This is a genomic window from Flavobacterium lotistagni, assembly GCF_011392125.1.
GTDB classification, from domain to species: domain Bacteria; phylum Bacteroidota; class Bacteroidia; order Flavobacteriales; family Flavobacteriaceae; genus Flavobacterium; species Flavobacterium lotistagni.
Map to the genome: position 1 here is coordinate 32,573 of NZ_JAAJBU010000015.1, position 20,591 is coordinate 53,163.

A 20,591-nucleotide genomic window follows, 5' to 3' on the forward strand; every position below is an offset into this window, starting at 1 on the left:
AAAACACGCCAATAAGAATCGGTGGCTATAGCCCTGATATTTGAAATTAAAAGGAGGAAGTCCTGAGGACTTCAGGTACAAGGCCAATTTTTCACTTTAAAACAATTGTTCTTGATTTGCACTAAAACCATAGCCCTGATGGAAGCGGCATCCTTTTTAAACCTACTAGGTTTTGGAAACCTAGTAGGTTTAAAAAGATATAGCGCACAGCAGGTTCCCGGCTTCAAAAACTAAAACTACTTCCGTCTAGTATCAATAATGTAAACAATCTTCCAGCGGTCTTTTTCCTTGAACAGCGTAAAAGCATTCACGCCTTTGTGGCTCAGCGCTCCGTTGAGATAAAACTCATACGGCGTCCAGGCGTGGCCCATAGAACCGTCTACTTGAATGGTGTAGCTCAAGATTTGTTCGCGGTATTTGAGCGTTTGCGGCATCGAGGCAATAGAGCGGTAAAAAAATGCCTGCGGTTCTTCGGTGAGTTGGTTGCCATTGGCATTTTCCTCGATCGATTGCAAAATCATCTTATCGGCGCATACTTGACGCAACAAAACGGTGTCGCGGTGGTGGAAACCTTCAAAAAAAGTTTGGATGGTGTTTTTGATTTCTTCTTTCTGGAAATCTTGGGCCTGGGCTTTACACAGCCATAAAAACGACAAGGCAAAAAATAGCTTTTTCATAAAATGCTGGTTTTGTGCTACAAATATAAAAACAACCGCCGGTTAACTACCGTATGATTTTACTACTTTTACAACCACTAAACCTCAACCTATGTCTGTTGCTAAAAAAGATTATAAAAGAATCACGACCAAATCGCTGATCGAAATGAAAGAAAACGGCGAGAAAATCTCGATGCTCACCGCCTACGATTTCACCATGGCACATATTGTCGATGTAGCCGGAGTCGATGTGATTTTGGTGGGCGATTCTGCCAGTAACGTAATGGCCGGCCACGAAACCACTTTGCCCATCACGCTCGATCAGATGATTTATCATGCCTCGAGTGTGATTCGCGGCGTGAACCGTGCTTTAGTTGTGGTCGACTTGCCTTTTGGTAGTTACCAATCAGATTCTAAAGAAGCGTTGCGCTCTGCCATCCGGATTATGAAAGAAAGCGGTGCGCATGCCGTAAAAATGGAAGGTGGCGCAGAAATCAAAGACAGCATCAAGAAAATCCTCAACGCCGGAATTCCGGTCATGGGCCATTTAGGCTTGACTCCACAATCGATATATAAATTTGGGACTTACACCGTGCGCGCCAAAGAAGAAGCCGAGGCCGAACAACTCGTAGAAGACGCAAAACTCCTTGAGAGCTTAGGTTGTTTTGCGATTGTTTTAGAGAAAATTCCGGCACATCTGGCCGAAAAAGTAGCCAAAAGTATTTCGATTCCCGTGATTGGTATCGGAGCGGGCGGCGGCGTAGATGGCCAAGTGTTGGTGATACACGACATGCTCGGGATGAACAATGAATTCAGCCCAAGATTCTTAAGGCGTTACCTGAATTTATACGAAGCCATGACCGGCGCGATTGGCCAGTATGTGACTGATGTGAAGTCTAAGGATTTTCCGAATGAGAAAGAGCAATATTAGTTCAATTAATAATTAATCGTTAATAATTAATAATGGGGCGTTACCACAAGGGTCGGGCTTTCCGCAGTGCACGGCACTTTGCTGCAATCCCTAACGCGGACTTTCCGGCATGAAAGTACTCTCCACAAAAAATAACCTCCAAATTCTTCACGAAGACAATCACTTGATCATCGTCAACAAACGCGTCGGCGATATTGTACAAGGCGACAAAACCGGCGACAAACCTTTGTCGGAAATCGTCAAAGAATACCTCAAAGACAAATACAACAAACCCGGCGAAGTATTCCTGGGCGTCGTACATCGGCTGGATCGGCCCACGACCGGCATTGTGGTTTTTGCGCGCACCAGTAAAGCGCTGGCCAGGCTCAACGAAATGTTCAGCAAGCGCGAAACCGAGAAAACCTACTGGGCCGTGGTGAAAAACCAACCGCCAAAAACTAATGATATGTTAGTTCATTATCTGACCAGAAACGAGAAAAACAATACCTCGAAAGCGCACGCGAAAGAAGTTCCAGGAAGCAAAATCGCCAAACTGGATTACCAAATCATCAAGGTTTTAGATTCTTATTTTGTGCTGGAAGTTGATTTGCATACCGGACGCCACCATCAAATACGGGCGCAATTGGCCGCCATTGGTTGTCCTATTAAAGGTGATTTGAAATACGGCTTCGACCGCAGTAACCCCGACGGAGGCATTCATTTGCACGCCAGAAAATTGGTCTTCGTCCATCCGGTGGCCAAAGAAAAACTCGAAATTGTTGCACCTTTGCCAGAAAATTCGCTCTGGAACGCGGCCTTATAAGTTTTAATTGATATTTTTACATACTACCGCACTGGGTACAACGTTCAAACTAAACAACCAAAAAATACTATGTTATGAAAAAAGCAATCATTTATATCTGCTTACTGGCTTCAGGTTACGGCTTTGCCCAAGACCATTTTATCGGTGTCAGTACTTCTAGCCGAACGGGTTTGCTCAATACTTATTTGAACCCCGCAGAATTGACCAACTTGTCTAAAAAATACGAAGTGAACATCAACGGACTTAGCGTCAATGTATCGAACAACATATTAAGCATGAGCGATTTAAATTCCGATACTGATTTTGAGGAACTGATATTCAAAAGCGGTAAAACAGTGAATATGAATATCGATGCCGAAATTCTCGGACCCGGATTCGCCATGAAGTGGCATAAATGGGGATTCGGTTTAACCACCAAAGGAAATGTGAAGTTCGTACTGGTTGATGTAGATCCTGATTTAGGGCAATCGCTTTTCAACACCACCGATATCACAGAAACCGGAACGGCACTTATCAATAACAAGAACAACCAACGTTTCAATGGGATTTCTTGGGGCGAAGTCGGTTTGTCTGCCGCGCGAAATGTATTCGAAAATGACCAACATTCGTTCAGCGCCGGGCTCACCCTGAAATTATTGTTCCCCGGTTCCTATTCCAACGCCGGAGTAGATGCTTTTAGAGGTTCAATTGTATCGGTTTATGATGCCAACAATCCTAGCAATAGTACTGCTTATCTCACTAATGCAAGTGCTTCACTTAACTTCGCTTATTCCGGTGATTTGTCTGACAGCTTCACCAATCAAAGTGATTACACCCAATCTATTTTCGGAAAATTAGGCGGCTTTGGCACTGATATCGGAGCCAATTATCAGTGGAAAGATCCCAACGATGTCAAAAAATACAAAATCAATGTGGGAATGGCACTGCGCAATATCGGAAGCATGTCTTTCAAAGACAGTAAAAATGCGTCAAATTCTTATCGGCTAAATGTTCCGCAAGGCCAACAACTCAACCTAGAACAGTTCAGCAACTTAGAAAGTCTGAAAGATGTCGAAGAGGTTTTGGTCAATAGCGGTTATTTGACTACTGAGGAGAAAAGTACTGATTTCAACGTAAAATTACCCGCTACGTTCTCTTTGTACAGCGATTTCAAAATATATGGTAAGTTCTTTATTACCGGCCAATTGCAGCAGAAGTTGAGCGACAATGAAGGCAACAACCAAGTGACCGCTCAAAACAATTTCAGTATTATCCCTAGAGTAAGTTTAGGATATTTTGAAGCTTTCTTACCTTATTCGCAAAACGAAATTTCCGGAAGCAACTTTGGTCTAGGATTTAGAGTAGGCGGGTTTTATTTGTCGTCGTCTTCCCTAATCACTGCCATAAGCAACGATGCCAAACAGTTTGATTTGAACTTTGGCTTCCGTTGGGCGTTTGTGGAATAGGCAGTCACAAAAATTATTTTAAAAGCAGTTTCGAATGAGGCTGCTTTTTTTGGGCCGTTACTTTTCAAAAGTTCCGAAACAAAATTTGTAGCTTTATCCGATGGACTATAAAACCAATATTGAAAAACGCAAAATCGGATTAATCCGGTTGTTAACCGAAATCGAAAAGCGCGAACAAGCCATTCTTCAAGCCTTGCACAACGATTTTAAAAAGCCGTTTTTTGAAGGCGTGATGACTGAAACCGGTTTGGTGACATCGGAGTTGAAATTGGCTATTAAAAACCTGAATCGTTGGGCAAAACCGCAGCCAGTGTGGCCGTCTTTATTGAACTTTCCGTCGCGCGATTATATTTACCGCGAGCCCTACGGAAAAGTACTGATTATTGCGCCGTGGAATTATCCTTTTCAGTTGGCTATGGTGCCGCTAATATCAGCCGTTGCGGCCGGAAATCAAGTTGTATTAAAACCTTCAGAGCTCACGCCGCATACCGCCGGGATAATCACTGAAATAATATCGCAAGTTTTTGAAACCCATCAAGCGCAAGTTGTTCAAGGAGATTCAATCGTAGCACAAGAATTACTTTCCCGGCGTTGGGATTATATTTTCTTTACCGGAAGTGTTGGTGTCGGCAAAATAGTAGCCGAAGCTGCAGCAAAAAATCTCACGCCGACCACTTTAGAACTCGGCGGAAAAAACCCTTGCATCATCGATAATACTGCTTCTTTGGAACTGGCCGCCAAACGCATTGTTTGGGGAAAATTCCTCAATGCCGGTCAAACGTGCATCGCCCCAGATTATCTGTTAGTGCATGAAAAAGTAAAAGCTGATTTAGTCAAATACTTGATTCGAGAAATTCAAGTAGCCTATGGCGAAAATCCGCACAATTCCTCAGATTTTTGCCGTATCATCAACTTCAAAAATTGGCAAAGGCTCACAGGTTCCTTACACGGACAAAATATCCTTTATGGTGGGCAATTCATCGAAGAAGAGCTTTACCTAGCGCCGACCTTAATCGATCAACCCGACCGAAACAGCAGTTTAATGACAGCAGAAATTTTCGGCCCTATTCTTCCAATTTTAAGCTACAAAAACGAAAATGAGCTGGCCGAAATCATTCAGCAATACGAAAAACCTTTGTCGCTTTATGTGTTTTCGAACAACCCAACATTCATCCAAAAAATCCTGACGAATTTTGCCTTTGGCGGTGGCGCTATTAACGATACGGTAGTGCAGTTTGCCAATAAAAAATTGCCTTTTGGCGGTGTCGGGCATTCAGGAATTGGCGCTTATCACGGGCGTTGGGGTTTTGAAACTTTTACCCATCGGAAAGCCATCGTCAGGAAATACAATTGGCTCGATTTGCCCTTTCGGTATGCGCCATATCAAAACAAAATCGGTCTGATCAGAAAATTACTTGACTGGTTTTAGTATTAAAATAAATCGTATTATTGAGTTAACCTTAAAATGAAACCCATGAACACCAAGGACACTATTCAACAAATTAAAACCAATGGATATCCGTTAGATTTTAGCGCTGTATTTAACCAAACTTTCGAAAACTATAAAAAAATTGCATTAAATTCTGGGCTTGCCATGATTTTGCTAACGATTCTATTTTGTTTCTTCTTCGGAATTTTGGCTGTTGGTGTTTTTGGACTGGCCATTTCTGCTGAAACCATGGCCGATTTTAAAGTAGAAAATCTTTCCCCGATTTGGTTTGTCGGATATTTGTTTTTTATCATGGTGCTTTGCATTTTAGCCAGCCCAATCAATGCCGGATTGATTAAAATGGCCCGCTCGGCGCAACACGGAGAAGCCTTTTCGGTCTTGACAATTTTCGATTACTACCGTGGACCATATTTTAAAGAAATTGTCATGGCAACAGTCGTGATTACTTTTTTCTCGACAACTTTATCGATGGGCTTGCAATGGGTTGGCTTTCCGATTTTGGGAATGCTGATTAGTTTCTCGGTGTCAATTTTAACTTTTCTGACTTTACCACTCATCATTTTTGGCAACTTAAATGCTATGGAAGCTATTGAAGGAAGCATTGTCGCTGTTTCCAAGCAATTCTTGTTATTGTTTGCCTTACTGATTGTAGGTTTTATTTTTGTCATGCTTGGATTCATTGGGTTCTGTGTCGGAATTTTCTTCACGATGCCTTTTATGTATTCGATGTATTATATCATCTATCGTGAAATTTTTACAGACCATCCACAAACCGATACAAATGATACACTCACGACCTTATAGTGTGTTGATAAATACATGAAAAAAAACAATAGATTGATTCGCTGATTTGTTATTGCCTTTAACTTTTTTTCCTATATTTCTAATCGAAAAAACAGCAACTACTGATTGCTACTGAAAGCGAATAAATAATGCAATTGATACCACTTGATGTCGGCATTCTAGCCAATTTATCAATGAAGGTTACCACTTCTTTGATTGGCAGTAATGATTTATTCCAAGGTATTAGTTTTTCAGAATTAATAGCCAAAAGCAGTGCGTTTTTTTGGGTAATCCTTCCACTACTGCTTTTTTTGTTGGGTGTCTTGGCTTTCAATTTCTTCAAGGTCAACAACCGCTTTTTCCACAAACAGACTCAAGATTACATGAAATTAGAGTCGTTTGATAAGGAATATCAGTTATATTTTTTGTTTCTGGGCATTTTGTTGCCAATTTTCGAAATCATTTTTGAAATTTATTCTGTTCGTCCAAAAAGCTTACTGGTCTCAAGCTTTTTCGTAGGGACAATATTGATTTCATTGTATTTCCTGACCAAGAAAAATGCGTTTTTTAACCGGAACAACCACGCGGTTTTCATGGTATTTTTCCTGTTCTACTTCGGTTTTATTGCTCATAATTTGGTCGCGCACCAACCTGATTTGATACCGATTTTGGGTTTTGCGGTGAGTTTCTTCTTTTCGTTTCACGTTTTCAAACCGATAAAATATTATTGGATTTTTACCGGCTTGGTGATTGGTTTTCTGTGCCTGTCGGTAGCGATGCATTGGTTGCCGTTGCGCCTAACCCTCATCTTGCTGAATTATTGCTTTTTGATGATGTTCATTCATTACATCCAACACATTTCATGGCTCAATACACAAGACAAATTTCGGTTCACACATGAAATCGTCAACAAAGGAAATTCACTTACTATCGCAACAAACAAAAAAGGCGAAGTGCTATTTTGCAGTGAATCAGTAACTGAAATTTTAGGGTATACACCACAAGAAATGCTCGGTTTTGGATTTTGGATTTTAACCGAAGATCCAGACTTCATCGGCGAGGATTACCACGAAGAATATATTGATAACCGCTTGCACACTCGCAAACTTAAATGCAAAAACGGTGAATATAAGTACATCCAATGGAAAGATAAAAAATTCGACGAAAATCTCGTTATCGGTACCGGACAAGATGTGACCGAGCAAGTTCAGGTAAAAGACCAATACAAAAACCTAATCCATTCGGCCAACGACATTATTTTTGAAACCGATCTCGATGGCCGTTTTACCTTTATCAACGAATTCTGCCAACGCACACTTGGCTATGATTCGCAAGAAGTCATCGGCAGTCATTTTACAAAATACATTCGCGAAGATTATGTCAGCAGTGTGGTACAATTTATCAAGAATGCGAATTTTCAAGTAAACGACAACGAAATCATCGAATTCCCCGGGCTAAAGAAAAACGGTGAGGAATACTGGGTTTCACAGAAAATCAATGCCAAGAAGGACAGCGCCGGTAAAATCATCGGATACTCAGCCATTGCCCGCGATATTACCGCGATTAAAAATATCGAAACAGACAAAATCAAGACCCAAGAAAAACTGACAAAATTCAACGAAACGCTCAAGAAATTTATGGCCAAAAGTTATTCCGGGCACGAAGATTTTGATAGCATTCTGAGAGAAATTTTGGAAACAGCATCTATGACTCTGGAAATCGATCGTGCGAGTTTCTGGAATTTTCACCCTGATAAAATTCGTTGTGAGAATTTGTATGAAGTAAACAAAAATAAGTTCGAAAAAGGTTTTGTGCTCAAACGTGACGACTATCCGAATTACTTTCAGACCATAGAAAATGAGATGCAGATTATTGCTTCGGATGTAAATTCGAATCCTATCACCCAAGAACTCTGCGCCGATTATATCCCCAAAAATCAAATCCGTTCGTTGCTTGACACTCCTATTTTCGTAAACGGTGAGTTACACGGTATTCTGTGCTTCGAAACCGTCGGTAAACTGAAAAACTGGGACAATCAAGACGTAGCCTTTTCCCGATCAGTTAGTGATTTGATTGTGGTAGCACTCGAATCTAAACTCCGTCTGGAAGCTGAAAAAAAATTGGTTTACAAAAGTGAATTGCTCTCGGCCATGTTAATGTTCACCGATAAATTCATCAAGACCAAAGAGAAAATCCAGATTTTTCAGGAAGCTTTTCCTATTATTGGTAAAGTCACCCAAGTTGATCATTTGTATTATTACGAAAACGACCCGAACACACAACTCTTCCGACAAAAATACAAATGGGGCCAGAATCATGTGGAATTGCAAATTACGCCACTGCGGTATTTTTCGCATGAAGATTTCCACGAGATTGTTAGCAAAGGCAAACAGCGCAAGTTTTTCAAAGCCCACACCAGAAAACTTGAAGAAGGCGTACTTAAAAAACTGTTGGCCGACAATTTAATCAAATCGGTACTGATTTTTCCTTTATATGTTAAAGATAAGTATACCGGATTCATTGGCTTAGACGTCATTGGAGAGGAACGAAACTGGTCTGAAGACGAAATCAACTTACTGCAAATTCTGACCAACAACATCATCTCGGCAATGGAACGACTCGAGAATGAGGAAGAAATCCAGCAAAGTGAAGAAAAATTCCGTTTGCTCGCCGATAACATTCCCGGCACGGTTTACCTTTCAAACTACGATGAGAAATGGTCAAAGATTTACCTCAACGACGAAATTGAAAAACTTACCGGTCATCCTAAACGAGAGTTTTTAGAAAACAAGCGGTTCTATATTGATTTAGTGCATCCTGAAGACAAAGATGAATTTCTTTCCGTGGCGCGAAAGCTGTTCAATGAAAGAAAGAAAATCCACCTGACCTACCGCATCATCCACAAAGACGGCCATACCGTTTGGGTCGAAGAGTTTGGCGAACCAATTCTTAAAGACGGAGAAATCCAATTCGTCGGCGGAATTTTTATCGACATCACCGAACGCAAACTCGCCGAGAATATCCTCAAAGAAAAGGAAATCGCCGAGGCCGCGAACAAAGCCAAATCAGAGTTCCTGGCCAATATGAGCCACGAAATCCGTACGCCGCTCAACGGTATTATCGGCTTCACAGATTTGTTGATGAAAACCAAGCTCGAGGAATTCCAGAAGCAGTACATGAACACAATCAACCAATCGGCCAACTTGCTCATGGAAGTCATTAGCAACATTTTGGATTTTTCTAAAATCGAATCCGGAAAATTGGAGCTCAACATAGAGAAATACAACATCGTCGATTTATCACACCAAGTCATTGAACTTATCAAATACGACTCGAACCTCAAGCACATCGAATTGGTAGTCGATATCGACGAAGCCGTTCCGCAATACATTTACATTGATTACATCCGACTCAAACAAGTTTTAATCAACCTTTTGAGCAACGCGGTAAAATTCACCGAAAAAGGAAAAATTGAATTCAGTATTCTGGTGATTCGCAAAACCGCGCATACCGCCATGTTCCGTTTTTCGGTTAAAGACACCGGTATCGGTATTAAGAAAAGCAATCAAGAAAAGATTTTCGAGGCATTTGCCCAAGAAGATACGTCGACTACTAAAAAATTCGGCGGCACCGGGCTCGGGCTTTCGATTTGCAACCAACTACTCAATTTAATGCAAAGCCACTTGCAACTCATCAGTGCTTATGGTCAAGGCAGCGAGTTTTTCTTCGATGTAGAGTTGAAAATCGCACACGACCAAGCGATGAAAACAGGTCAAGATACCGCTACTGAAAGCGTGTCTGAATCTACCGCAACTAACGATTTGGTGATTCCGGCTACAGTGCTCATCGTCGAAGACAACAAAATCAACATGCTGCTGGCCAAAACACTCATTAAGCAAATTCTGCCCAACGCCACTTTAATTGAAGCAGTAGATGGCCAAGATGCCGTGGGGAAATTCCAGCAAAACGAAGTCGATATTATATTTATGGACGTGCAAATGCCGGTTATGAACGGTTATGTAGCGACGCAGAAAATCAGGGAAATCCAGAAAAGCCACGTGCCGATTATTGCCCTTACGGCAGGAACTGTAGTGGGTGAACGTGAAAAATGCATCGAAGTCGGCATGGACGATTACGCCTCAAAGCCGATTATTAAAGACACTTTAGAAATGATTATTGCCAAGTGGATGAAGGTTTAACTCTATATTCAAACTCTAAAAATCTAATCTCATGAAATGGATCGGCAGAAGACAAAGCGATAATATGGAAGACCGCCGTGGCATGTCGGGCGGAAAAGTAGCGCTCGGCGGTGGGCTTATCGGAATTATTATTTTACTGGTCAATATTTTTGGCGGTGAAAATGCCCAACAACTTACTCCGATGCTCCAGCAATTGCAGCAAGGCCAAACTACCGAACAAACAACGCAACAACTTTCTGCCGAAGATCAGAAAATGGGCGAATTCTGCGCAACCATTCTTGCCGATACCGAAGATGTCTGGACGAAAATATTTGCCGAAAACGGGCTCACTTATGAAAAACCCAAAATGGTTTTGTTTACCAGCAACGTCGACACGGGCTGTGGCTCAGCGACTTCAGCTTCAGGGCCATTCTATTGTCCGGCCGACAAAAAAGTCTATATGGATTTGGCATTTTTCGAAGAACTCAAATCGCGTTTCGGAGCAGAAGGCGGTGATTTCGCTATTGCTTATGTCATCGCGCACGAAGTCGGGCATCACGTTCAGAATTTGCTAGGAACCTCAACCAGAATGCGTCAAATGCAACAAGGAAAATCAGAAGCCGAAGCCAATAAACTCTCGGTCAACCTAGAACTTCAAGCCGATTTCTACGCCGGATTGTGGACACATTACAACCAACAGATGAACCAAGTACTCGAACCCGGCGACATCGAAGAAGCGCTCAGTGCCGCAAATGCCGTAGGTGATGATGCCATCCAAAAACGAATGCAAGGCCACGTTGAGCCTGACAGTTTCACGCACGGTACTTCAGAACAGCGGATGCATTGGTTCAACCGTGGTTTCAAATCAGGTGACATCGGGCAAGGCGATACTTTTAAAGGAGAACTGAATTAATCTTCGTCTTCACCAGCCGTATTCGATTTGGCATAAGCCCGCCACTTCTCGATAAGTTGTTGCATATCGTCTGGAAGTTCGGTATCGAAACGCATCATTTCGCCCGTGGTCGGATGCACAAAACCTAAAGTCTTGGCGTGAAGCGCTTGGCGTGGTAGAATTTTGAAACAGTTGTCGATGAACTGTTTGTATTTGGTAAAAGTCGTTCCTTTCAAAATCAAATCGCCTCCATAACGCGCATCATTGAACAGCGGATGGCCGATGTGTTTCATGTGCACGCGAATTTGATGCGTTCGTCCGGTTTCTAAAACACAAGAAACCATCGTCACATAACCAAAACGCTCTAAAACTTTATAGTGCGTTACTGCCGGTTTGCCCACGTTCGGATCGGCGAAAACGGCCATTTGCATGCGGTCTTTTAAATGGCGGGCAATGTTGCCTTCAATCGTGCCTTCGTCTTCTTTAAGGTTGCCCCAAACGATAGCAACATATTCACGCTCAGAAGTTTTGGCTTCGAACTGTTTGGCCAAATGTGTCATCGCGGCTTCGGTTTTAGCAATCACCAAAAGGCCTGAAGTATCTTTGTCTATGCGGTGCACCAAGCCTGGACGCTCGCTGGAGTTCATCGGTAAGTTCTCAAAATGGTAAGCCAAGGCATTCACCAAAGTTCCGGTATAATTGCCGTGACCCGGATGCACTACCAAACCCGGCGGTTTATTAATGACCAGCAAAGCTTCGTCTTCGTATACAATATCTAAAGGAATATTCTCAGGATCGACGCGGTTCTCGAAAGGCGGATGCGCCAAAAGAATTCGCACTACATCAAACGGCTTCACACGATAATTGGATTTCACCGGTACATCGTTCACGTAAATATCGCCATTGTCGGCTGCCGTCTGGATTTTGTTGCGGCTCGAGTTCGCAATGAAATGCATCAGAAATTTATCAATACGCAACAAATCCTGGCCTTTGGGCACTTCTACTCGGAAATGCTCATACAATTCGTCCTCTAATTCCGGACTTTCATCATTCTGTTGCATCTACCGGAGTTTCAGTTACAGGAATCGTATCCAGCTCGGTTTCATCAAAACCAACCTTGCCGTCACCGAGCACTAAATCGATTTTCGAAGACTTGAAAACCTTGTCGCCCGGATTGAGTTTCTTGCCGTTCCAGCGCATTTCCAAGACCATGTCTTTGCCGAGATACGGTTTATAAGTTACGGTGCCTTCTTCAAGTCCTAAAGATTTTAAGGTCGGAACCGCTTGACGATAGGTTTTCTCAATCAAATTCGGGATTTTGACCATAGTAAAACCTGAAGAATTGATTTTGATATAAATTTTCCGGTGCTTCTTGACTTTCGAACCGGCAATCGGATCTTGTTCCACCACGCTGTGTTTTGGGAAATCTTTGTTGAAATCGACGCTATCGAGCAACACATACTCGAGGTCTAATTCGTCTAGCTTCTCCTCTACTTGTAGTTCACTGAGTTTGCGCAAATCCGGAACCGTAATCTCGTTGCCGTGATCGGTGGTAAAGGTCAGCCAGTGAAAAAACAGGTAACTCAGCACGGCAATAATCGCCAAGCCAATAAAAACCTGAGTAAAAAACACCCGGCTTTTCAGATATTCCTTCAATTCCATAGTAAAAATCGTTAACTTCGGTGGGTTAAGCCTCATGGCCCAAGCACGGCAAAGATAAAGGTTTCATTTGTCTTTTTCATTGTTTTTCTAAGGTCAAATGTAATTCGCGTTTCGATGATTTCATTTAATGTTGGAATGTCTTGGTAGCGCTCATTTACGTTTCAAAAAAAATGATAATTTTGTTTAAATTTTTTAGCAGAAGCTGATTCCCGCTATCCGTTGCAATCTTTCACGCCGAACCCCGGCGCAAAAGGATTTCCACTACAAACACGTAGTGTTCACCGAACTCCTATAAAAAATAAGAGTAAAGTGAGGTAATCGGGGCTAGGGCTGTCGGCAATGAGACGATAAGATCGTAAGACTGTAAGACCTAATCTTACAATCCTAAAATCCTACAGTCTTAAAATCCAAAAATCTTAAAATCCCTTCAATGAAAAACATTGCCATCATCATGGGCGGCTATTCCTCCGAATTCGAGATTTCGCTCAAAAGCGGAAACGTCGTTTACCAATATTTAGACAAAAACAAATACCGCGGGTTCCGCATCCACATCTTCAGAGAAAAATGGGTTTATGTCGATGACAACAACAACGAATTCCCGATCGACAAAAACGATTTTTCAATCACCGTAAATGGCGAGAAAATCAAATTCGACGCGGTGTTCAACGCGATTCACGGCACGCCCGGGGAAGACGGACTCATGCAAGCCTATTTCGATTTGATTGGTTTGCCGCAATCTTCCTGCGATTATTATCAGGCTGCACTCACTTTCAACAAACGTGATTTGCTTTCAGTCTTGAAACCCTACGGAATCAAATGCGCCGAATCGTTCTACCTCAACAAAGGCGAACACATCGATACTGCTGCGATTGTCAAAAAAGTCGGTTTGCCTTGCTTTGTAAAACCCAACAAATCGGGTTCTAGTTTCGGAATTTCTAAAGTAAAAACCGAAGCCGAATTGCCCATCGCGATTGAAGTCGCTTACAAAGAAGACAGCGAAATCATCATCGAAAGTTTCCTCGATGGCACTGAAGTTTCAGTCGGTGTAATTAATTATCAGGGAAAAATCACCGTTTTGCCCATGACCGAAATTGTTTCCGAGAACGACTTCTTCGATTACGAAGCCAAATATCTGGGCAAATCACAAGAAATCACACCCGCGAGAATCTCACCCGAACTCACCGAAAAAGTCAACGCCGTAGCCAAACGCGCCTACGAAATTTTGAAAATGAAAGGCTTTTCCAGAAGTGAATTCATCATCGTGAATGACGAACCTTATATGCTTGAGATGAACACCATTCCGGGCCTGACCACCGAAAGTTTGATTCCGCAACAAGCACGCGCCGCCGGGATTTCTCTGGAAGATTTGTTTACTAATGCGATTGAGTTGGCTCTGGGAAGTGCCTAAGCTGCTGAGTGCCTGAGTTTAAACTCGGAAAGTTGAACTGACTGATGTTTAGCATTTATGGCACAGGGAAGTAACCTAACTTGATTCCGTAGCATTTAACTGTTATATAAAAAAGAACTTTTAAAGTACTTACCTACTTCAGTTTCCGTACACTACTTCTTGGCACCAAAAAAAGCTCAGGCACTAAGGTACTCAGGCACTTCCTAGCCCTGATGGAAGCGGCATCCTTTTTTGAGAGGAACGAACAAAAAAGATATAGCGTACAGCAGGTTCCCGGCTTCTGAAAAAAAGTCAGCCACTGAGCTACTCCAGCACTTCAAAACTCCTTATCTTAGCCGTTCAAAATACTAAGGCACTCAGCTACTCAGGCACTAAGGCACTCCAAAAAAAATGAAAAAAGCCATCTTCCCCGGTTCGTTCGACCCTATAACTCTTGGGCATTTCGATATTATCAAACGCGGCGTTTCGCTGTTCGATGAAGTCATCGTGGCCATTGGTGTGAATGCCGATAAGAAATACATGTTTCCGCTTCAGGAAAGAAAACGGTTTATCGAAGAAGCCTTTAAAGACGAGCCAAAAGTTTCAGTAGTGACTTATGAAGGCCTGACGATTGATTTGTGTCGCAAACTCAAAGCCGACTTTATCCTGCGCGGCTTGCGCAACCCTGCTGATTTCGAATTCGAGAAAGCCATTGCCCACACGAACCGCAAACTCTCGAAAATTGAGACGGTTTTTCTTTTGACCGCAGCGAAAACTTCTTACATCAGTTCGAGCATTGTGCGTGATGTGATTAGAAACGGCGGCGATTATACGGTTTTGGTGCCGGAATCGGTGGTGGTGAAATAATTTACTTTAAGACCTTTTGCTGTTCCGCCTCAAAAAGCAATTTGATGTTTTCGTAGGAATTCTGAAGCGCTTCCTGAATTTGTTCCGGATTAAGCCATGCTACTTTTTCGATACCTTCTTCGGCTTGACCAACTGGAATGCCTTCAAAGTCAGTGCGCATTTCATACCAACGCGTGATTTTTAATTTGTAGATGCCGTTGCGTTTGAAGATATGGTAGGTTTTCTGGAGTTTTTTGGTGACTTTCAAACCTGTTACTCCGGTTTCTTCTTCTACTTCACGCATCGCCGCGAGTTTCATCTTTTCGCGTTTCTCTTTGCCGCCTTTGGGCAAATCCCACTTTCCGTTGCGGAAGATGAAAAGCACTTCGCCGTTTTTGTTGTAGACCAAACCACCGGCGGCGCGTTGCATCGGGATTTTCTCCTTGAGTTTCTGGAACATCACTTTTTCGTCGGGATAATACAGATAGCACTTTTTGATCTTGTTGTTATACATCTTGATGACAAGTTTTTTAATGTCAGTACTTTCGAGTAAAAACATTTTGAAATCAGTCTCTTTAACAATCTGATTGGTCAAAAAAAATGGTTTATCGTTGACAAAAACTTTATACATTTGTGCTTATGATTTTTAATAAAGACACCGCCGAGAAAACCGCCGAATTGCTTTTGCAAATAAATGCAATTAAATTGAATCCGAAAAATCCTTTTACTTGGGCTTCGGGTTGGAAATCGCCTATTTACTGTGACAATAGGCTCACGTTGTCTTTTCCGGCGATTAGAAATTATATCCGCGAAGAGTTTTCAAAAAATATCGAAAAACAATTTGGAAAACCAGACGTAATCGCTGGTGTGGCTACCGGAGCAATTGGCATCGGAATGCTCGTTGCGGAATACATGGGCTTGCCGTTTGTTTACATTCGCCCGGAACCCAAAAAGCACGGTCGTCAGAATCAAGTAGAAGGTTTCCTGCAAAAAGGACAAAACGTTGTCGTAGTTGAAGATTTAATCAGTACCGGGAAAAGTAGTTTGCTCGCGGTGGAAGCCTTACGAGAAGCCAACGTTAACGTGAAAGGCATGGTCGCGATCTTTACTTATGGTTTTGAAATCGCTGAGGAAAACTTCAAAAATGCAAAAGTGGATTTGTATACGCTGAGCAATTACCAACATTTATTGAATTTAGCTGTTACTAAAAAATACATTACCGAAGAAGAACAAAGCGCACTCAAAGAATGGAGTGTGGCACCAGACTCTTGGGGAATTGAAGTGTAAATAAAGTCCATCCTATCTATACTGGATCTATCAAAATAAACAAAACTCCTATGAATTTAGAAAGCCCTAAAGTAAGCGTTGACCAATCGGCTCAGCATCTTTTCGATTCGTTATCTGATGTCAAGAATTTCGAAAAACTAATGCCGGAAAACATCGCCAAATTTGAAGTACTCACAGACGATATGTTTGTTTTCGGCCTCAACGGAATGCCTGAAATCAAGCTCAAAATGAAAGAGAAAACACCAGCAAACAAACTAGTTTTGGGCGCTGCCAGTGACAAATTGCCTTTCACATTAACGGCTAAAATCGATTCGGTTGGCGAGAAAAAATCAGAGGTGCAATTGTTCTTTGAAGGAGAATTCAACGCCATGATGGCCATGATGATTAAAGGTCCTATCGGAAAGTTCCTTGAAACCTTGGCTGGTAATATGCACAAGCTTTAACGTTAATAAAAAAATAACAAAAAAGCCTTCGACAACCCTCGGAGGCTTTTTCATTTTAATAATTTTGGAAATACCGGCACATTTTAACGTTTCATCGTTTTTTTCGGTTAATCAAAGGAAAATTTTGTGCCAAGTAAATAAATATAATTAATCTTGCTAAGAATTATTTGATTAACAATTTGATAGCATTAAAATAATACATCAACATTGGATAAGATAAACCCCAAATCTATGCCAAAAACAGACCAACAACTCAAAAGCAATGATTGCGGAATCAGTGCGATTAAAACGGTGTTCAATATATTCGAGAAGAGCATTTCCCGGAACTATATTGAAGAGAACATTCCGCTAGACCAGAAAGGTTCTCGCCTCGCCGATTTAAAAACCTTCCTCGATGCCAACGGTTTCGATGCTTCGTTCAAACTGCTCGATGTGAATTACATCGTGGGCAACGAAGCCAACATCAAAGAACTATTTCCTTTTATTATGCCGGTCAAGCACAAAAGCGGTTCGCGCTACATTGTGGTGAGCGAACTCAAAGGAAAAAAGTTTAAAGTATACGATCCGAGCAAAGGCAGCCAGTATTTCTTGACGCTTCAGGAAATGAAAAACCGCGCGGTGCAAAACAAAACCGACTGGGATTTCGCCCAAACCGAAGATAAAATCGTCGCGATTTGCAACGAAGAACTCCAAGAATACAAAATCAATATCGATCAGGTAATTACTGAAAATGGTCACGCCGCAGTATTCAACAAACTGACCTATTTTAAATACCTCAAAGAAAGTTTTGGTTTCAAAGATTTCGATGCCGAGAAAAACTTCCTGTCAGATTTACTGAAAAACCAAGAAATTTCGAGTATTCCGAACAATTTCAAAACACTCGAACTCGACAAAGGCAAAATCAAAAACAAAGCGCCGCTGATTCTTTCCATTCAATCCAATGAGCAGAAAGAAGCCGAAGTGAGCTATCCGTCGGAAGACAAAAGAAGTTTGTACTGGCAGCTATTCAAGCAATTGGGCGATTACAAACAACTTTGGTACGTCTATATTTTTGCTGCTTTGTTCTCGGCTACCACGGCGCAAATTGCGGTTTTTACCAACCAAATCTTAATCGACAACGTATTGCCGACTTACAACCTGAACACGCTCATTCTTTTCGCGATTGGTTTAGGAATATACAAGATTTTCGATTTGTTCACGACCTTGTACAAAAATTACGTAAGCATCCACTTGGGCAATGCGCTAGACCGTTACTTCTTGTTCTCGTTTGATGAAAAAATCAACAACTCTTCGTTGGCTTACATTCACTCGTATAAAAAAGGAGATTTGATGGAACGTGTGAGCGACTCGATGAAACTCAAAACGTTCTTCATGAAATTCTTCACCGGAATTCTGGTGGATTTGAGCGTATCGGTGTATTCGTTGATGATTCTGTTCTTCATCGATGCGAAACTGACCTTGATTGTACTCGGAGTAATGATTCTGTTTGTTTTCTGGTTCAAATTCATCACGCCTTATTTGAAACAAAACGAAAGATTGCGCTACATCAGAAAAGCCGATTTCATCTCTAAAATGATGGAAAAAGTCGAAGGTATCCAAGTCATTAAAAGCTTCAAAATCGAGCGTTTCCATTCGAACAAAATTTATTCGAGTATCAACGATTACCTTAGAATCCAGTTGCGCAACGGCCATATCGACATTATCAACAAAGTCGTGGTGGCGCTGATTATTATTCTCTCATCGGTACTCATTACTGTATTCTTGACCAAATCGGCGATTGAAACTCAAATCATCACTTTGGGGCAAATTGTAACTTTCATTGCTTTGTCTTCTAAGATTTTCTCATCGCTGAAAGGCATTCTCGACGACAACATGACGCTGCAGGAAAACGAAGTAATTCTTAGACGATACCTCGATTTTGACGAAGACACCAAAGTGCGCAACAGCAAAGGCATCAAAGATTTCACCATCGACAAAATTGAATTCCAAGGCATTCACTACAGTTATATGCCGAACGAATATGTGTTGAAAGACATCAACATCAAGATTAAAAAAGGCGAAAAAATCAAGATTGAAGGCCAGAACGGTTCCGGAAAATCAACGTTCAGTAAAATACTCACGACGCTTTATCAGCCCGAAGCAGGCACCATCATGATCAACAACCGCGACAACAAGTTTTACGATCAAGAGAAAATGCGCGAGAAAATCCTGTTGGTGACCAACGAAGACATTTTGTTCAACGATACGATTTACAACAACATCGCACTGGGCAAAAACATTGAATTCACCGAAATTCTCGACAAGGCCAAGGAAATCAACTTCTACGATTTTATTGCCTCAAAAGAAGACGGCCTGGATTTTATCATCAACGAGAACGGGAAAAACCTTTCTACCGGCCAACGCAAGAAAATTCTTTTGCTTAGAGCATTGTTCGCTGTGACCGAAATCGTCATTCTAGACGAAGTGCTTTCGGGCATGGACATCGAGTCGCGCAACAAAGTAGAATCGCTTATCGACAATGACAATGACAAGACGTTCATTATCATTTCTCACGAACCAATCAAAAATATTAACTTCACGAAAAAATATAAAATAACCAATGGAGAACTCTACCTATTACAACACGAGGTCGATCAATTTTATTAAGATACTTAATAAGATTCTTGTAGCGTTCCTGATTGTTGTCGTAGTATTGATTTTTGCCTTGCGGTTAAACGATACTGTGACTTTTAAGGAAGGCCAGATTTATTCTGATACCCCACAAATGAAGATCAACGCTCCGAACGATGTCAAGGTTTTGAAAGTGGCGGTTCGCGAAGGTCAGGAAGTAAAAAAAGGCGACACGCTTTTCGTTCTGGAGAACAAGAAAACCCGTTCTGATTACGACGTATTGAACACGGATTTGGAATCGAAAACGCACAAAATCGAAATCATCAAGAAACTTATTGCCAACACTACAGAGCGTAAAGCTTCGTTGGTGCGATTGCTTAAAATCCAGTCGGGTATTTACAAAACCGACCGCAAGAAAACGGCTATCGAAATTGAAGCACTTAATAACAAGTTGAACCTTTCTTCACAGCAAGGCTCGATCCTGAATGACAAGTTCAAGACCGATTCGCTGCTGTATGCCAAAGGTGCTATTTCGCGTTACGAGATGACCGATACCAAGAACCGCAACATCGATGTCAAGAAATCGCAGGTGGATGTGAAATCGACTTACGGCATGAAGAATTACGATTTTGAGAACCTGACCAACAATTACAAACGGTCGAGAAACGATTTGCAGCGCAGCATCATTGAGGCAGATAACGAACTACAAGGCTACAAGAACGATTTAGTGGAACTCGAAACCCAAATCAAAGACGGAAAACACAACCTGACCTATATCGCCGACGAACTTAACAAACTCGTGATTACCAGTTCGGTTGACGGAACCATTTCGAACCTGTTTAACGCCCGTCAAAACTTAGAATTGCTCGGTAAAGGCGAATTGCTTGGTATATTGGCTCCGAAAAAAGAGAAGTTCTACGCCAAGGTGATTTTGGACGAAAAGGATTTGGCTTATGTCAAAAACGGACAAGAAATCAACCTGAAACTTGATGCTTACAATTACTATCGTTACGGAGCGATTAAAGGTAAAATCACTTATGTTTCTCCTTCAGATGTAGAAAAAACTTTTTACTGTTTGGCTGACATTCGCAAATACAATCCGAACATCAACCTCAAGGCCGGTTACAAACTTAAAGGTGAAGTCATTATCGAACGCATGCAGCTTTACCAATATATCATGAAAAAATTGTTCAACAAGATTGACAATAATATGAATTGA

General features: G+C 41.7%; 17 protein-coding genes. 13 read left to right on the top strand and 4 right to left on the bottom strand.

The genetic code is table 11. The features are described 5' to 3' along the window. Positions 1-236 precede the first annotated feature (236 nt). Positions 237-677 (bottom strand): nuclear transport factor 2 family protein, encoded by a 441-nt coding sequence (locus G4D82_RS13485; protein ID WP_166337822.1) that lies wholly within the window; start codon positions 675-677, stop codon positions 237-239. Positions 678-768: 91 nt separating this feature from the next. Here G4D82_RS13485 and panB point away from each other — a divergent pair, with 91 nt between their 5' ends. The 7 genes from panB (at position 769) to ypfJ (ending at position 11,158) form a co-directional block, all read left to right on the top strand. Next, complete coding sequence (panB, locus tag G4D82_RS13490; protein ID WP_166337823.1) at positions 769-1,587, top strand: 3-methyl-2-oxobutanoate hydroxymethyltransferase; 819 nt, start codon at positions 769-771, stop codon at positions 1,585-1,587. A gap of 109 nt (positions 1,588-1,696) precedes the next feature. Next, a complete protein-coding gene (locus tag G4D82_RS13495) occupies positions 1,697-2,389 on the top strand; it encodes an RluA family pseudouridine synthase (protein WP_166337824.1) in 693 nt (230 codons plus the stop codon). 74 nt (positions 2,390-2,463) lie between these two features. Next, entirely contained in the window at positions 2,464-3,834 is a 1,371-nt protein-coding gene (locus G4D82_RS13500) for a DUF5723 family protein (RefSeq protein WP_166337825.1), read from the top strand. 100 nt (positions 3,835-3,934) lie between these two features. Then, positions 3,935-5,263 (top strand): aldehyde dehydrogenase, encoded by a 1,329-nt coding sequence (locus G4D82_RS13505; protein ID WP_166337826.1) that lies wholly within the window; start codon positions 3,935-3,937, stop codon positions 5,261-5,263. A gap of 45 nt (positions 5,264-5,308) precedes the next feature. Continuing rightward, a complete protein-coding gene (locus G4D82_RS13510; protein WP_166337827.1) occupies positions 5,309-6,088 on the top strand; it encodes a DUF2189 domain-containing protein in 780 nt (259 codons plus the stop codon). 128 nt (positions 6,089-6,216) lie between these two features. Next, on the top strand, positions 6,217-10,266 hold the full coding sequence (locus G4D82_RS13515; protein ID WP_166337828.1) for a PAS domain S-box protein: 4,050 nt from the start codon (positions 6,217-6,219) through the stop codon (positions 10,264-10,266). Positions 10,267-10,297: 31 nt separating this feature from the next. Continuing rightward, positions 10,298-11,158 carry a KPN_02809 family neutral zinc metallopeptidase gene (ypfJ, locus tag G4D82_RS13520; RefSeq protein ID WP_166337829.1) on the top strand — a complete coding sequence of 287 codons (861 nt, stop codon included), beginning with the start codon at positions 10,298-10,300 and terminating at the stop codon, positions 11,156-11,158. Here ypfJ and G4D82_RS13525 read toward each other — a convergent pair. Continuing rightward, positions 11,155-12,198 carry an RluA family pseudouridine synthase gene (locus tag G4D82_RS13525; protein WP_166337830.1) on the bottom strand — a complete coding sequence of 348 codons (1,044 nt, stop codon included), beginning with the start codon at positions 12,196-12,198 and terminating at the stop codon, positions 11,155-11,157. The genes ypfJ and G4D82_RS13525 overlap by 4 nt on opposite strands. After that, complete coding sequence (locus G4D82_RS13530) at positions 12,185-12,799, bottom strand: PASTA domain-containing protein (RefSeq protein ID WP_166337831.1); 615 nt, start codon at positions 12,797-12,799, stop codon at positions 12,185-12,187. The genes G4D82_RS13525 and G4D82_RS13530 overlap by 14 nt, the downstream gene beginning before the upstream one ends. Positions 12,800-13,229: 430 nt before the next feature. Between G4D82_RS13530 and G4D82_RS13535 the strand changes: the two genes are divergently transcribed. Next, positions 13,230-14,207 carry a D-alanine--D-alanine ligase gene (locus tag G4D82_RS13535; RefSeq protein ID WP_166337832.1) on the top strand — a complete coding sequence of 326 codons (978 nt, stop codon included), beginning with the start codon at positions 13,230-13,232 and terminating at the stop codon, positions 14,205-14,207. Positions 14,208-14,597: 390 nt separating this feature from the next. Next, positions 14,598-15,053: a pantetheine-phosphate adenylyltransferase gene (gene coaD / locus G4D82_RS13540; RefSeq protein WP_166337833.1), complete on the top strand. Its 456-nt coding sequence runs from the start codon at positions 14,598-14,600 to the stop codon at positions 15,051-15,053. Position 15,054: 1 nt separating this feature from the next. Here coaD and G4D82_RS13545 read toward each other — a convergent pair whose 3' ends face one another. After that, positions 15,055-15,663 carry an NUDIX hydrolase gene (locus G4D82_RS13545; protein WP_166337834.1) on the bottom strand — a complete coding sequence of 203 codons (609 nt, stop codon included), beginning with the start codon at positions 15,661-15,663 and terminating at the stop codon, positions 15,055-15,057. 8 nt (positions 15,664-15,671) lie between these two features. Here G4D82_RS13545 and pyrE point away from each other — a divergent pair, with 8 nt between their 5' ends. The 4 genes from pyrE to G4D82_RS13565 all read left to right on the top strand — a co-directional run bounded on the left by pyrE (position 15,672) and on the right by G4D82_RS13565 (position 20,591). Beyond that, a complete protein-coding gene (gene pyrE, locus G4D82_RS13550; RefSeq protein ID WP_166337835.1) occupies positions 15,672-16,319 on the top strand; it encodes an orotate phosphoribosyltransferase in 648 nt (215 codons plus the stop codon). A gap of 50 nt (positions 16,320-16,369) precedes the next feature. After that, positions 16,370-16,762 carry an SRPBCC family protein gene (locus G4D82_RS13555; protein ID WP_166337836.1) on the top strand — a complete coding sequence of 131 codons (393 nt, stop codon included), beginning with the start codon at positions 16,370-16,372 and terminating at the stop codon, positions 16,760-16,762. 231 nt (positions 16,763-16,993) lie between these two features. Next, the gene (locus tag G4D82_RS13560) at positions 16,994-19,408 is read left to right on the top strand and encodes an ABC transporter transmembrane domain-containing protein (RefSeq protein WP_166337837.1); all 2,415 of its coding nucleotides are present in this window, start codon (positions 16,994-16,996) and stop codon (positions 19,406-19,408) included. Then, on the top strand, positions 19,362-20,591 hold the full coding sequence (locus G4D82_RS13565) for an HlyD family efflux transporter periplasmic adaptor subunit (RefSeq protein WP_166337838.1): 1,230 nt from the start codon (positions 19,362-19,364) through the stop codon (positions 20,589-20,591). The genes G4D82_RS13560 and G4D82_RS13565 overlap by 47 nt, the downstream gene beginning before the upstream one ends.